16 protein-coding genes and 1 pseudogene are annotated in these 13931 nt (G+C 69.0%); 9 read left to right on the forward strand and 8 right to left on the reverse strand.

Annotation, left to right across the window (positions count from 1 at the left end; all coding sequences use genetic code 11):
* Positions 1 to 210: 210 nt before the first annotated feature.
* From I8N68_RS22055 to I8N68_RS22065, 3 genes are all read left to right on the forward strand, one after another.
* Positions 211 to 765, forward strand: coding sequence for a hypothetical protein (locus I8N68_RS22055; protein WP_200213445.1), 555 nt, complete (start codon positions 211 to 213; stop codon positions 763 to 765).
* Positions 766 to 994: 229 nt separating this feature from the next.
* Positions 995 to 1267: a dihydrofolate reductase family protein gene (locus I8N68_RS22060; protein ID WP_234040371.1), complete on the forward strand. Its 273-nt coding sequence runs from the start codon at positions 995 to 997 to the stop codon at positions 1265 to 1267.
* A gap of 1047 nt (positions 1268 to 2314) precedes the next feature.
* Entirely contained in the window at positions 2315 to 2725 is a 411-nt protein-coding gene (locus I8N68_RS22065; RefSeq protein ID WP_200213447.1) for a hypothetical protein, read from the forward strand.
* A 532-nt stretch (positions 2726 to 3257) separates the two neighbouring features.
* Here I8N68_RS22065 and I8N68_RS22070 read toward each other — a convergent pair.
* The gene (locus tag I8N68_RS22070) at positions 3258 to 3452 is read right to left on the reverse strand and encodes a hypothetical protein (RefSeq protein WP_200213449.1); all 195 of its coding nucleotides are present in this window, start codon (positions 3450 to 3452) and stop codon (positions 3258 to 3260) included.
* Positions 3453 to 3753: 301 nt separating this feature from the next.
* Between I8N68_RS22070 and I8N68_RS22075 the strand changes: the two genes are divergently transcribed.
* Together I8N68_RS22075 and I8N68_RS22080 are read left to right on the forward strand one after the other, a co-directional pair.
* A complete protein-coding gene (locus I8N68_RS22075) occupies positions 3754 to 4005 on the forward strand; it encodes a hypothetical protein (protein ID WP_200213451.1) in 252 nt (83 codons plus the stop codon).
* Positions 4006 to 4447: 442 nt separating this feature from the next.
* Positions 4448 to 4930, forward strand: coding sequence for a hypothetical protein (locus I8N68_RS22080; RefSeq protein WP_200213820.1), 483 nt, complete (start codon positions 4448 to 4450; stop codon positions 4928 to 4930).
* Between the two features lie 29 nt (positions 4931 to 4959).
* Here the strand turns inward: I8N68_RS22080 and I8N68_RS22085 are convergent, their stop codons facing one another.
* The 3 genes from I8N68_RS22085 to I8N68_RS22095 all read right to left on the reverse strand — a co-directional run bounded on the left by I8N68_RS22085 (position 4960) and on the right by I8N68_RS22095 (position 7119).
* Entirely contained in the window at positions 4960 to 5265 is a 306-nt protein-coding gene (locus tag I8N68_RS22085) for a hypothetical protein (protein WP_200213454.1), read from the reverse strand.
* A gap of 419 nt (positions 5266 to 5684) precedes the next feature.
* Positions 5685 to 6620, reverse strand: coding sequence for a hypothetical protein (locus I8N68_RS22090; protein WP_200213456.1), 936 nt, complete (start codon positions 6618 to 6620; stop codon positions 5685 to 5687).
* Positions 6610 to 7119, reverse strand: a complete 510-nt coding sequence (locus tag I8N68_RS22095; RefSeq protein ID WP_200213459.1) for a SigE family RNA polymerase sigma factor — start codon at positions 7117 to 7119, stop codon at positions 6610 to 6612. The genes I8N68_RS22090 and I8N68_RS22095 overlap by 11 nt, the downstream gene beginning before the upstream one ends.
* Before the next feature lie 323 nt (positions 7120 to 7442).
* Here I8N68_RS22095 and I8N68_RS22100 point away from each other — a divergent pair, with 323 nt between their 5' ends.
* Complete coding sequence (locus tag I8N68_RS22100; protein ID WP_200213461.1) at positions 7443 to 7856, forward strand: hypothetical protein; 414 nt, start codon at positions 7443 to 7445, stop codon at positions 7854 to 7856.
* 114 nt (positions 7857 to 7970) lie between these two features.
* Here I8N68_RS22100 and I8N68_RS22105 read toward each other — a convergent pair whose 3' ends face one another.
* Positions 7971 to 8885, reverse strand: coding sequence for a septum formation family protein (locus I8N68_RS22105; protein ID WP_200213463.1), 915 nt, complete (start codon positions 8883 to 8885; stop codon positions 7971 to 7973).
* Between the two features lie 528 nt (positions 8886 to 9413).
* Here I8N68_RS22105 and I8N68_RS22110 point away from each other — a divergent pair.
* The 3 genes from I8N68_RS22110 (at position 9414) to I8N68_RS22120 (ending at position 11570) form a co-directional block, all read left to right on the forward strand.
* Entirely contained in the window at positions 9414 to 9971 is a 558-nt protein-coding gene (locus I8N68_RS22110) for an RNA polymerase sigma factor (protein WP_200213465.1), read from the forward strand.
* Positions 9971 to 10981 carry a CU044_5270 family protein gene (locus tag I8N68_RS22115; protein WP_200213468.1) on the forward strand — a complete coding sequence of 337 codons (1011 nt, stop codon included), beginning with the start codon at positions 9971 to 9973 and terminating at the stop codon, positions 10979 to 10981. The genes I8N68_RS22110 and I8N68_RS22115 overlap by 1 nt, the downstream gene beginning before the upstream one ends.
* 88 nt (positions 10982 to 11069) lie before the next feature.
* A complete protein-coding gene (locus I8N68_RS22120; RefSeq protein WP_200213470.1) occupies positions 11070 to 11570 on the forward strand; it encodes a DinB family protein in 501 nt (166 codons plus the stop codon).
* Between the two features lie 341 nt (positions 11571 to 11911).
* On the opposite strand, the pseudogene I8N68_RS33055 reads toward I8N68_RS22120, so the two are convergent.
* From I8N68_RS33055 to I8N68_RS33065, 3 genes and pseudogenes are all read right to left on the reverse strand, one after another.
* Positions 11912 to 12361, reverse strand: a pseudogene (locus I8N68_RS33055) (SRPBCC family protein); the annotation flags it as partial.
* Positions 12362 to 12555: 194 nt separating this feature from the next.
* Complete coding sequence (locus I8N68_RS33060; protein ID WP_372433793.1) at positions 12556 to 12840, reverse strand: DUF4190 domain-containing protein; 285 nt, start codon at positions 12838 to 12840, stop codon at positions 12556 to 12558.
* Between the two features lie 153 nt (positions 12841 to 12993).
* Positions 12994 to 13845, reverse strand: coding sequence for a hypothetical protein (locus I8N68_RS33065; RefSeq protein WP_234040372.1), 852 nt, complete (start codon positions 13843 to 13845; stop codon positions 12994 to 12996).
* Between the last annotated feature and the right edge of the window lie 86 nt (positions 13846 to 13931).

The raw sequence follows: 13931 nt of genomic DNA on the forward strand, positions 1-13931 counted from the left end.
TTCCGGGCCGTACGGCGGGTGGTTGTGCCACCAGCGCCAGCCAGCAAGGGCCACCACCGCCATGATGACCGCCACCACCGGCCCGGTCCTTCGCCACGTCATGCGCGACAGTGAACCATGCGATGGCCCCCTATCTGGCTTGGCTCTAGCGCCACATGAAGTTTGGCCGTACCGTACGGCGACCTAGGCAGGTACACGTACGAGGAACCCATGCGGCGAGCATTTCTGGTCATTGCTAGCGCTGCCGTCCTGGTGGCGGCGGCTGCGGTATTCGTGACGGTCCGGGGATTGACCCAACCGAGCCCGATCGAGATCACGAGTTCAACGGTGGTCCAGGGTCACGTCCTGGATGCCAGCGGGCGAGCGGCCGATGGGGTCGAGGTGGTCGCGCAGCTGTGGCCAGCCAATGACGTGGAACGCAAGGAAGGCGAACCGCTCCCGCTGCATACCGTCGGAACCACCCGCACAGATGAGGACGGGCGGTTCGCCTTCCAACTCGACCCCGCCACAGTCCCCAACGGCTTTCGTAACGAGAACGAGGAAGTGGCTTGGGTTCAGCTTGGGGTGATGGCCACCAGTGGCCAGCGGTTGTTGGCTTCCTGGGAGCTGCCAGCGTTCACCACCGCGCGATGGGTCACCCCCGATCATGATGGTGCCGAACCGGCGTGGGCGCTGCGCACAGACCAGGGCGATCTGCCACCGTCGCGAGTTGACGTCGCGCTCGTCCTGAACGGGCAGAGCGAAGTCCGCATCATTGAGCCGTAGTAGTAGTTCGCGCAGGCGGTCCTGTCGGACCGCTTGAGCCGCCGATCGGGCGCGCGGCCGCAGACGCCCTGTCGCCCTTGATCAACAAGTACAGCTTCAGTACAAGCGACCGCCGCAAGGGGTGTGAAGTGTCGAGCACCTCATTCAGTTGTTGTGATCAACAACAGAATGTGCGGGACATGACACTGCGTGGAGAATCAAATGCCGTAATCTGCCGCTGACCGCGCGCATGAGGGACCGTCAGTCCGGTTTCGACCCCGCCGTCGTACACCAGCTGAAGGCCACGGCCGGCAGTGATATCACCGTTGGAGGCGCCAACCTGGCGGCGCAAGCCATGCGGGCTGGACTGGTTGACGAGTGCCAGTTATTCGTCTGGCCCACGGCCGTCGGAGGCGGCAAGCCGGGGCTGCCTACTGGCGTGCGCGCCGACTTCGCGCTCCTCGACGAGCGCCGGTTCCAAAACGGCGTCGTTCACCTCCGTTACCGCCCTCTCGGCCACTAACCAGGGTTACCACCCTGATCTGGGCGCTGCGGCCTGTGTGACGAGCGCCCGCCCACCCATCCGTCGCATGTGAGACCCATGAGCGTTCGCGGGCTGTTTCCCAAGCATCGGAGGTCCATCGCATGACCGAGTGAACCCTTCTCGCCAGAGCGGATGACTGGCACACCAGCGTCGCGGACCATGGGCGTCACCCGTCCGTATCCGGCATGCTCAAGGCCCGTGTAACCCGTCAACCGGAGTCACCGTGTAACGCATCAAGCGGAGTACGACAGGGCCGGCTGCCGGCGATGTGTTCAAAGTTTCTGTACGTCTTCAAGGCGGTCCGCAACGGGCCGCACGCGCCGCCGCCAGGGCGCGCGCCAGCCGCGCCGCTGTCGCTCTGCGGCTGTCACGCCGGACGCCCGGCGGCTGGCGCGGAGGGCGGAAAGCCCAGAGGGCCGCCACAGAGCGACAGACCGTTGAGCGGTGAAGTGGTGGGCCGGCAGCCGGCCGGGCCGCGCGGCCAGCATCCCGCGCGGCGTAGGGGAGCGCACGCCGGCCGCGTCGGCGAGCTGGCGGCGGCCGCGGGGTTGCGGCTACTACGCCTCCGGCGGGGGCGCTCCGGCTCCAGGATGGCCGAAGATCGTCGGCGAGTCGCGGTCCGTGGGTGGTTGCGGTAGGCGATCCCGCCGCCATCGACCCGGGCAAGCCGAGCAGACCACCGCCCGACCCGCCAGCGTCCGAACCTGTGTCAAGGTCCGCCTGACGTGGCGGGCCGGGCGGCGGCCCGCTCCCCAGCAGGGCGGGTCGACGGCGACGGGATGGCGTCTCGCTAGCGGAGAGGAACCACGTTCTTCGGAGCTGGGGCTGCTCTCCGTGGTGTTGGCGCTAGTGACCTCAGGATGACCGGGCTGAGGCCAAGCCGACCCGACACCTGACTCATCCGCAACGGCTCCCATTACCGCCTGTACGACGTTGACCGGTACGAGCTGGACGAGATGCCGGTGTCGTCCTGGATCAGATGGCGATCCTTACTGAGATCACCTCAATGGGTAGCCCCAGTCTCATGTGATCGCGTACGCTCCGGCCGTTCTGATCAACAAGGAGGCGGACGTCATGGGGCTGCGCGAGAGACTGACTGAACGGGTACAGCCACTGCTGCCCGGGGAGCAGGTACGGCAGGTGTTCATGGCACAGGCGGGTGTGAATCCGTGGATCGGCAATATGTTCGGATTAGTGGGCCAGTCCCTGGTGAAGCGACGCATCGTTGCCGTGACCGACCAGGCAGTGGTTGTCTTCGGGGCTACGTTCAATGGCGGCAAGCCGACCGAGGTATTGCGCCGGCTTCCGCGAGAGACGCAGCTCGGTCCTACGAAGGGGATCTGGAGCCAAGTCAACGTCGGCGACGAGAAGACGTGGGTCCACGCCAAGTTCCGCAAGGATGTCAGCGCGGCAGATGCGACGGTGTTGTCCAGCTAAATTGGAGGGGTACCGTCGTTATCCACAGCCCGGCATCGCGCTGTTGACCCCGCACTGGTCTCGGCGGAATGCTGTTGTAATCCGGCGAGGCCACGCTGGCTGGCCACGGCTTCGGCAGGTGGGGCGGTTCGAGCAGCAGGCCACCCGGCAGGGCAGGCAGTACCGGTATGGCGATTCGCCCTCGACCTAGCCAAGGCCGGGGGCGACTGCCGTGTCAGCGAGGAAGTCAGCGAGACGTCCGACAAGCCCCAGTAACCATCAACACGAGACGGCGGGGTCTGCGCACACGACGATGCCCAACGACACCCGACGGGTCTAGCTCAGCATCCGGTGCCGCCTTTGCAAGGCCAGGGGTTAGGGGTCGAGCCTCAGCCTTCCCAGGTCCGTGCCCGATCCGTGCCCGATACAGCGGTCAACATCGGCCAGCAGAGGCTCGTCGCGGAGCTTGGCCGGGTCGCCCGTGCTTGCGGTACCAGCCCGCACCACGCCCGGGACCGTGACTCAACCCGATTCCCAAGCTGGCAGTCCACCGCTACTGGTCGTCGTCTTCGTCGTCCCGCATCAGGCGGTCGAGGTCCTCAGGGCGCATCCGCTTGATCTGGTTCTCCAGTTTGCGGCTGTACTGGCGATCGTTCGGATCCATGCCGTTGCGAGATCGAGAGCTGCGGCCATACTCCTTGAGGAAGCCACCCAGCTCTCGGCGTATGCGTTCCCGCCGGCCCGACATGGACGCCAACTCTAGGATCCGAAGGACGAGTCGCGCTTTCCCATAACCGCCGTCGACAGCAACGTCGACAGCAACCGCCCAAGATGAGGACAGCCAGCAGCGACCGGGCACGGATCGTAGCCCGAGGTCACAGACGCGGACGGACGCCGCCGGACGAAACGCACAGAGCTTGTAAGCGAGACGTCCTAGCCGCCGACCGAGGTCGAGAGAATTGGGCTGACGAGGCGACAGCGGCTCTGGATCCCGCGGTGAGCTGCTTCGTAGACTCAGGCATGTCCTCTAGCCGGAGCCCGCAGAGTCGATGAGCGACCTCTACGGCGACATCGAAGAGTTTGTCCGCAGCCTGCGGCGAGCCGGCCTGGGGCAGCTTGCGCAGTCGCTGGAGGATGTTGTGCTGTACGGCGGTACCAGTGGTGAGATCCTGACCAACGTTGGGCGACTGCTTGACCGGACTCGTCGTGAGAGATCCAGACTGCCCGAGGATCTGGCATCGCAACGTGACGACATTCTCAAGAGGACAGCACGCGCCCTCGGAGATGTTGGACAGCGCTGAGCCTCTCAGCCTGCAATGAGCAGCCAAGCGAGCAGCCAAACCGGCGGACCGGCGCGGACGATGACGGACCTGGACACCATGTGACGCGCGACGAGCGCCCCTGGGAGCAGGAGCCGGGGACTGACTCGTAATGCGTAGGTCGACGGTTCGATTCCGTCAGGCAGCTCGGGAGTCTGCGGGTCGGTGACGTTGTCCGGCACACCTTCCCAAATGGAAGCGGCCTGCAAGTTCGATTGATCGCTGTGCAACACCGGATACCCGGCATCAAGCTCGTCGGCCTGAACGAGCGCGGTACGCGGTACCCGTTCGGGCTGAAGTATGGGCAAATGGTGACCAAGCTCAAAGGCTGATAGCTCCTCTGCACAGCAACCGTAGATGTCGCGGCATCCACCTTTGTGCGGCTTGGCATAGGCTCAGAGTCGTGATCACGGGGAAGGGCGTCATGTTCGTAAAGATTGCCAGGCATCTTGCTGGTGCGGCTGTCGCCTGCTTGGTATTCGTCGTGCAGGGCGCCGTCGTCTACCTCGGCCTACTCGCGTACGCGATCATGGCCAACGCGGACACCGGCGGTCCCTTGGCGGGGCCGGTGCTGGTGCTGCTTGCCGGCGTAGTGGGCGTCGCCTTGGTGCCACTGCTGTTTCTGCCCGCCAGCGTTGTCGGGGAGGTCGCCGCGAAAAGCGGGCGTCTGCTCGCCAAGTTGCTGGTTGCCTCCGCCGTTGCCGCAGTGCTGTCCATGATCTACGTGTTCCTTGTGGCGGTGGCCACCGATGTGCCTATCGTCAAGTCGGTGCTGGCGAGCTTGCTCGGGGTGCTCGCCGTGCTCGGTCCTACGGCGGCCTGCGTCGGCGTCAGCCACGGCGTGCGGAAGATCAGGCCAAATCGCCAGGCACGCGAAGCCGCGGACGGGATGGCGAAGGTTGGCTAGACGCCGGGCCTTCGCGGGCTACAAGCCGATCAGGGCTCGGGATTGACGGGGTCCGCTTGCGCGGCGTCTCCGTCACGAAGTACCGAGGGAAGCCGCAGTCGGCGCTTGGTCGTATCGCATGCGGGCTGGTAGCCCGATAGTTCCTCGAACGGGATCCCGTCCTGGTTTTTGCCCATCGTGCCGAGCAATCGCCTACGAGCTGCCGGCAGACTGATGCCGTCGATACCTTTCCTCTCGATGGCTTCACCGATCCGGCGCAACGGCACCCAGACGGTTTCGTCGCGCGATGGCCTGCCGCCTTCGGTCAGATCGCGCAGCCATTGCCCTAGGACCACGGCCTGATCTGCGGCTGAGTCGAACGGAAGTATGTCTGCTGCGTGGTCTTGTCGTCCGGCACGCGCCATCTGCGACGCGGCCCGCTCCCGAGGACACCCACCTGAGCCGCCGTTGCCACCGGGCGCACCAACATGACTGGCGGCGGCCAGGTGCATCTCATTCAGTGATTTGCGAAAACGGTTGCTGCAACGCTGGGGTCAATGAGGAGTGGTCGGACGAGACTGTGTCACGCCAGGATCCGGAGTCGAACGTCTGCGGACGCCATGACTCATGCCGGAAGCGCCTTCGGGGTCACCCTGGCCAGCCCGAACGACGCCGCCGCCGGCCGGAAGACACGTACGAAGGCCCTGGTCAGGACGTCAGTCCCAGCCAGGGCCTTCGACGTTGCTCCGGCTACCAGCACCCGGCCGCTCGGCGTTCAGCCGAGCCAGCGCCGGATCGCGGTCACCGCCCGACGGCTGTAGTCGTCAACCTGGGAACGCTCGCTCGAGGTGCCTTCCCACCCCTGCTCCCAGAGCACGGTCACCACGTCACCGATCCGGATCGCCCGGATCAACCGCACATCGTTGCCGCCGGTCGGGTCACCGTTGACGTCCCGAGCCGGTTCGCTCATCTCGAACAGCACCGAGTCGTCGCCGAAGTCGCCGCTGTCCAACAGCCGCTGCCGGGAGACAACCCCCTCGACGCGCTCCTGCTCGGGGCAGTTCTGCACGGCTCGGCGGAGGTCGGCCAGCCAGGCCGCGGCCTTCCCGGGCCGGTAGATGGTGACGCTGTGCAGGTAGCTGCCGTCTGGCACCTGCCCCTCGGGGGTGTCCAGGTTCCGGTAGACCAGTTTCCTGGTCCGGCGCTGCACCAGGGACTCGTCGCTGGGGTAACGGGCGCCGCAGAGTTTCGGCAGCGCCTCCTCGGGGACGAAGGCGGGTGGCGCGGCGACGGTTCCGGCCGGCTGGGTGAAGAAGGCCCGGTCGGAAATGCTGGTCGGCGTGTCGGGAGCTCCGCTCCGGGTCGTCGACTTCCCGGTGCTCGGCGTGGTCGCCGGCCCGCTGGGGCCCACCGGCGACGGCGAGGTGGTGGCCGCCGGGGACGGCGTTGTGTCCACCGTCGGGGGCGATGTCGTGTTCACTGACGGCGTGCTGCCCGGGGTGACGACATGGGTGCGCTCGTTCGCCGCCAGCACCAACTGGCTGCCGGCCGCCGTACCAACCACCAGGACCGCCGCGGCCAGCGCCGTGACCGTCCCCCGGGCACGGGCACGCCGGTCGGCCCGGCGCCGCAGGGCATCCGGAGGGGTGAGCACCTGCTCGTCGGCGTCCTCGGCCAGCGAGCGGTAGAAACTGCCCAGTTCACGCGACACCAGTGGCCTCCATTTCCTCGGTCGAGACATCGGGCAGCAGGGCGGCGAGCCGCGACCGGCCACGTGACAACCACGACTTGACAGTTCCGGTCGGCACACTCGTCTCCCGCGCGATGTCCTCCACGGACATGTCGAACAGGTAGTGCAGCGCCAGTGCTTGGCGCTGCGCCGCGGGCAACTGCCGGAGCGCACCCACCAGCAGGACGGTGTCCTCACCCGGCGGACGAACCACGTCCGGTGGACCGGCGCGGGCGATCGCCGCCCGCCAACCGCGGAGCCGACGCCACCGATCCGCCGCCAGCCGGGCCACGACCAGACGGACCCACGCCTCGGGTGCGGGGTGGTCGGAGAGCTTCCGCCAGTGCCGCCAGGCCCGGGCGAACGCCTCCTGCACGAGGTCCTGCGCCTCGGTGTGATCCCCGACCACCGCGTACCCGTAGCGCAGCATCCGCTTCCTGCTGCTCCGGTAGAAATCGTCGAAGCTCTCTGCGTCCCTCATCCACCTCTCCCCGTTCTGCCGACCGACATGCAATGGGGACGGACGAGCGCACCGGCGGGTTGCAGTCCTGCCGAAGAACTTTCCCCGGTCCGTTCAGGGCTGGGGCCGGACGGATGTGCTGCGCAGAGCTTGTAAGCGAGCTGTCGGGCAGCAGTGAGGCAGCAAGTACCAGCCACCGAACGCCGGCGCCTGCGGGCCGTGGTACGACGTGAGGAGGGGCCTTGATCGATCTGACTAAGGTGTCGGCCATGCCTCTCTCCGGCGGCGCTCGGCGGCGAGCGTCTGGCTTACCGCTATGGCCCAGGTTCACCATAGGTGGCGTCATGGCCTCGACCGCGCTTCTCCTGGCGGGTCTGTTTGCCGATTTGGGACCGCCACCGCCGGCCGGCGAGTTGGTCCGAGGCACCGTGGTCTCCGTCGAGGCCGACCGCAGCGGCCGACCTGCCTTGGCCCTGGTACGGATCGATGCCACCGACGGACCGGTCTTTTGCGGCATCGACCGGAAGGCGTTTCCCGGAGAGCACGTCCCGCCGCCGCAGACGCGTCTGACCGTGGACTACACGCCCACCGCCTGTGCCCCAGCCCCGGTATCGCGCGAGTTGCCGCGTTGGCTGCTTCTCTCGATGGGCGGTGGCGGACTGGCGCTGATGGTGGCCTACCTGCGCCGGGCCGGGCCGATCACCCGGGGTCGATTCATGGAGGCGTGGACCCGCGGCTACATCGGGCGGGGAACCTAGCGGCTGCGCGAGCAGCCGAGAAAGCAGCCAAATCGGCGATAACCGGCGGACGATCGCGGACTGGAACAGCGCGTGGAGCACGGGAACCAGGCGGCGTACCAGCGCCGCGCAACGTCACCGGGCCGGCAGTGCCTTGGGGCCGGCCCCCTTGACCGAGCGGGTCAGCTTGCGGTCGTCGAGCCAGAGGAAGCACTGCACCGACCGGTTGCCGTCGGTCCACGACCGCGCGCCGGGCAGCCAGTACAGCCAGCCGGTGCGGTACTTGAGGTCGCCGTCGTTCGGCACCTTGGCGAACCTGGCGATGAGCGCGAGGCACTGCCGGCGGATGGGTTCGGTGAACCTGCCGTACGTGGCTAGGTCGGTGTCGGGTGGTGCCTGGTAGACGCCGACGAACTCGGCGTGATGGCCCGTCGTGCAGGGGACAGCGTCCATACCTTGGAGGTCACCCTTGGCCAGTTCGGCACGGAAAGGGCCCTCCGTCAACCTTGGGTTGAAGCATCGGTGCGCCAGTGTGGAGTTGCTCCGCAGCGCGCCGGTGAGACTCGCGGTCCGGGTGATGACGGTCCAGTCGTCGACGCTGTTGAGCTCGGCTAGATCGCAGCGAAACCAGCGGGCACCGCCCCGCCAGGCCGGCGGAGTCGGAAACGTCACGTCGAGGGTGAGCCGCCCGGAGTGCCAGTCCGCGCCGAGCGCCTCGTTCACTTCGCGGTCGCACTCGGCGCGGGCCGCCCGCGTCGCCGCCGAGCTGGCGGTCGGTGGCGTGCCGCGGCCGGCGTGGCTGCCGGTCAACGTGCCGACGTGCATGGTCTCCAGCCGGTGGGCCGATTCGCAGGGCACCGGAGCGTAGGCGGTGAGACTCGCGTCGGTGTGGACGTGGCAGGTCCCGGCCTCCGGCACGAAGCCCTGTGGGGCGCTCATCGCCGGCCAGTCGTCGACCAGGTTCCCGTCGAGGCCGGCGGGGCCGCTGTATCCGGCCAGTGCAAGCACCGCCACCGCACCGAGCGCGACCGTCCTGAGCCACCGTCGCATCCGCCGACCTCCCCGTCGTCGGTGGCGCTCTCGGCGCCAGAACCCGGCGCGCCACGGCGCGCAGCTTACGGCACCGCCCGCGAATTCGAGGCTCGGCGAGACGCCGGCGGCTGGACTCCTGCCGGACCGCTTCAGCGAGATCAATGAGATCGCGCCAGGTGCTGGCGGAGGTCTTCATCATCCGGTCGGCCATCGCTCGCGCGGATCCGTCGTTGGTGAAGTCGTACGAGACCTCCCGCCCTTCGTCACCACCGAGGCGGCCCCGCACCCGCCAGAGCCGACCATCGGAACAAGCCAGACGTCTCGCCGGGCTATGCGGCCCCACGCCCCGTTCTTGACGCCGCCTAGCGAGAAAGGGGGAAGCCGGAGTCCGAGGAAGCTGGTAACGGTGACCCGCTCCGGCCGCGTCCGCACCCGCGTAGTGGCCCGGGCCGGCCGGGCGACGCCGGGGCGGTTTCATCCCGGTAATCATCTTCCCCGCGGTGACACATACCAGGGTGAGAGTTGCCCACACAGGCGGGAGTTCGGATGGGTCCACCAGGAAGACGCGACGAGGACTGGTTCACCCGGCTCTACGCCGCCGAGTACGCACACGTGGTGAGGTACGGCCAGCGTCGGCTCGTCGATGCCGACGCGTCGGCTGAGCTGGCCCAGGAGGTGTTCGTCGTCGCCTGGCGGCGCCGCCGCGAGGTGCCGGACCGCAGCCTGCCCTGGCTGTACGGGGTGGCCCGGCGCCTGCTGGCCAACCAGTGGCGGGCCCGGCGGACCGCTCCGGACGTGGTGCCGCTCGTCGACGCGGATCTCCCACGGCAGGTGAGTTCGTCGGGTGCCGACGCCACCGTGGGGGTCGCCGACCTCCGGACCGCCCTGGCCACCCTCACCGAGCTCGACCAGGAGATTCTTCGGCTGGTCGGTTGGGAGGAGCTGACGGTCGCCGAGGCCGCCGGGGTGCTCGGCTGTTCCCGTACCGCTGCGGCGGTACGCCTGCACCGCGCCCGCAGGCGGCTCACCGCGGCGATGTCCGCCGGGACGGCCCTGCCGGTGCCCGGTCCCACCACGCTCGCCTACGCGCGAAAGGATTCGTGATGTTCGGAGAAGAGCGGACCCGTACCCTCCTCGGGCCGGCCGACCCGGCCCGGAACACGCCCGTCGCACCGCCCCGGTTTTTCGCGTACGACCTGATGGCGCGCGCCGGAGTCACCGCCGCGCCGGTCCTTCCGCGCCGCCCTGCGCGCCCCACCCGGCGGCTGGTCCTGGCGGCCGGGGCGGTGGCCGCGGCGGCCGGCATCGCGGCGGTCGTCCATCCCTTCGCGCCGACGGCCCCGGGCGGCTCGACCACCGCCGGCCCGTCGAATGCCGAGCCGGGGATGGTGCTCGTGCCGGTCGCGTACCAGTTCGACGCCGGCGCACTGCCCGCCGGCGCCCCGCTGCGCGCGCTGGCGGGCCGGCTCACGGCGACCGGGTACGACACCCGCGCCGGCCGCTACCTGTACCACCACACGAAGACGTGGGGTGACCCGGTGATGACGTCCGACGATGGCCGCCACACCGTCGCCTTCGCCGACGAGACGAAGGTCTGGCAGCCCCTCGACGGGACCGGTCGACAGGTCACCGTCCAACTGGAACCTCAGTACCCCGACCAGGCGTCCCGGGACTACTGGCGGGGCAAGTTGACGAGCGGCCCCCAGGGCACCCCCGGTGCCATGCCGCTACCGCCGATGGAGCTGGCGCCGCTGCCGTCCGGCCAGGCCGGGCTGCGGGAGCTGCTGAAGGTCAGGTTCGGGGCGGGCGCGGCGAGCAAGGAGGTCAGCACGGTGTACGGGCGGTACGCGGTCCCGCGCCGGACCCGCGCGGAGATCCTGCGGGTCCTCGCCGACGTGCCGGGGTTCCGGTGGCGGGGCGAGGTGACCGACCGGGCGGGCCGGAAGGGCCTGGCCATCACCTTCGATGATCGGGCGCACAACGCGCAGTCCCTGCTGATCTTCGACCCACGTACCGGCGAACTGCTCGCCCACGAGCGGCTGACCCTGTCGCCGGTACGGATCAGCGCGTACCAGGTGATCCTCGAAACCGACCGCACCGACCGGCTCGGTTGATGGTCGGCCCCGCCGGCGGCGTGAGCGGCGGTCCGAAATGGGGCCGGCCGATCGTCATCCCGGTGACGCCGACCCACCGGAGGACGAGATGCCGCATCCCACCACCGACGCGCTGCGCGCAACGCTGGACGCCCAGCGCGAGCACGTGCTGGGCATTCTCGCCGGCCTGGACGACGAGGCCCTGCGCCGGCCGGTGCTGCCGACCGGGTGGAGCTGCCTCGGCCTGGTCCGGCACCTCGCGCTCGACGGGGAGCGGTTCTGGTTCCGCTGCGTGGTGGCCGGCGAGCCGAACCCGATCAGCGGGCTGGGCGACGTCGGCAACGCCTGGCGGATCAGCCCGGACGTGCCGGCCAGGGCCGTGCTGGACCTGTACCGGCAGGAGGTCGAGCGGGCCAACGCGATCCTCGCGGGGGCCCGGCTGGACGCCCCGCCGGCCTGGTGGCCCACCGGCCTGTTCGGGGACTGGCGGCTCGACGACGTGCGGCAGGTCATCCTGCACATGATCACCGAGACCGCCTGTCACGCGGGGCACCTCGACGCCGTACGCGAGCTCATCGACGGCCGGACCTGGCTCATCCTGCCCGAATGAACGCCAGGAGCCCGGCGGGGCGCGGCCGGGGCCGGCCCGCCGGGCTTCGTCGGCAGGGGAGATGACGTACGTCAGATGGTGCGGCGCGGATCGGTCGGGTATGCCGTCGTACCGGGTTCGGGGACGACCTCGACCTCGGTCACCAGGTAGTCCGTCTCGGTCTCCCGAGTGGTGTCGTTGTCGCTCGACCGGTGCTTGGCCAGCGCCGCGGCGCCCGCCGCAGCCGCGCCGGCGGCGGCGGCGCCGGCCGCCACGGCCTTGCCCGAGACACCGGCCTTGCCGTCGTCGCCCCGGGAGGAGGCGGCGTGCTCCACGCCTGGGGTGCCGAGGTTGCGGCCCTCGTCGATGGTGCCGCGCCAGGCGCCGGTCTCGATGCCTCGGCTCTCGATGTACGACTTGAACTTCTCCAGGTCCGCCTCGGCCCGCTTCTCGACGATGTGCAGCTTGTCGCCGGCCTTCTCGACCATCCCCTCGGGCTCGTACTCAAGGGAGAGCCGGACCTGGGTGCGGTCGACGCCGACCGGCTGGAAGTAGACCGCGCCGGCGTTGGTGGCACCCTCGGTGGCCGCCCAGGCCACCTTGCGGTCCGGAACCTGCTCCAGGACCTTGGCATCCCACTCGCGCTTCACGCCCGCGATCTCGGCAACCCAGTGCATCCGCTTGTCGTCGAGCTGGCGCACCTCCTGGACGCCCCCCATGAAGCGGGGGAACTCCTCGAACTGTGTCCACTGGTTGTACGCGGTGCTGACCGGAACGTTGACTTCGATGGACTTCTCGACCTTCGTGGTCATGGGCACTCCTTGTCGGTGAGTCGTCTTGCTTCGTCCACAGAAGTTCGTACCCGCGTCGGGGGCGCTCAACCGGGATGTCGGGAGTGCAGACGGGACGGGCCCGCGACCGGGTGTTCCCGGTCTCGGGCCCGCGCCGACCTGACCCTCGCTCGGTGCCTCCCCCGCCAGCTCCGTGCCCAGCCGTCGGGAGAGGATCAGGCGGTGGTGCTGCCGGAGCTGGTGGCCACGACGAAGACGAACACGATCCAGAGGATGCCGAGGATCGTGAAGACGTAGCTCAGCACGAGGCCGGCGGTGGCCAGGCCGCTGCCCTGCTCCCCGGTCCGCCGGATCTGCTTTCGCGCGATGTGGCCGAAGACGATGCCGATGGGGGAGAAGACGAAGGCGAAGACCAGGGACAGGATCGCCATGACGTTGGTGCCGCGGACGGCGGGCGCCGCGGCGGTGTGCGGGTGGTCGGCGTACGACGGCTGACTCATCGGACCCTCCAAAGTGAGTGGTGCCTGGAAGCTTCCTGATAGCCAGCCCGCCACCTGCCCAAACATGCCGGTCGATGCGGGATGACGGACCGGAGGCCCAGGTCAACGCGCTGACCTGGGCCTCCGGAGCGACGCGGGGTTTCCGCGTACGTCTCAGCCGTCCTCGCGGTCCGGGCTCTCCAGCCGGAAGAAGTTGCTCTGCTTACCGTCGGAGCGCTCCTCCTGGTAGATGAAGTTGAGCCGGCGCTCGTCGAAGGCGCGGAACCACTCCTCCCAGCTGATCTCGCGCAGCCGGGCCTCCCGGCCGTTGGCGGGGAAGTCGAAGCGCAGCACCCCGGCGTGCCCGTCGTGCTCGCTGCCGTCGACCGTGGTCGGTACGCCGCCGCGCGCCTCGGCCCAGCGCCGGATCACGTCGTGGTCCGTGGTGACCAGGCTGCGCCCCGGGCGCTCCGGCTCGTCGTCGACCGAGGTGACCTCCTGGGAGTACCTGATCGACTTCGAGGTGTGCTGACCGGTACGGACGCCGCCGCCGTCGGACGAGCCCGAGCCGCCCCGCGAGCCGGTGCCGGAGTCCGCGCGCAGGCTCTTGACTAGGGCCTTGACGAGGTCGTCCTTGTGCATGTCGGCGGTGTCGGTGACGCCGCGGCTGCGCAGTCGGCCGCGCAGCTCGTCGACCTTGAGCCGGGCGAGCTCGCTCTCGTTGATCTCCGGCGTGTTCGGGGTCTGGTTGCCGGGCGGGTTGGCCGACGAGCAGCCCCGCGACGCGGAGGTGCTCTTCTTCGGACCGTCCTTCATGTTCTTGAGCAGAGCCTTGACGAGGTCGTCCTTGTGCATGTCGGCGGTGTCGGTGACGCCGTGGCTGCGTAGCCGGCTGCGCAGCTCGTCGACCTTGAGTCGGGCGATCTCGCTCTCGCTGATGTCGGGGGTGTTCGGGGTCTGGTTGCCCGGCGGGTTCTTGGTCGCGGTCGAACCACTGCCGCGCCCGGAGCTGCTCTTCGTGGGCATCGCACATCATCCTTCCTCGACCCGTGTCCTGGGGGTACAGCGCCGCGTGACGCGGTGGGCCGTCCTTTGATCTGTACCCTCAGCCG

Source organism: Micromonospora coerulea (genome assembly GCF_016598485.1).
In the GTDB taxonomy this organism is placed as follows: domain Bacteria; phylum Actinomycetota; class Actinomycetes; order Mycobacteriales; family Micromonosporaceae; genus Micromonospora; species Micromonospora coerulea.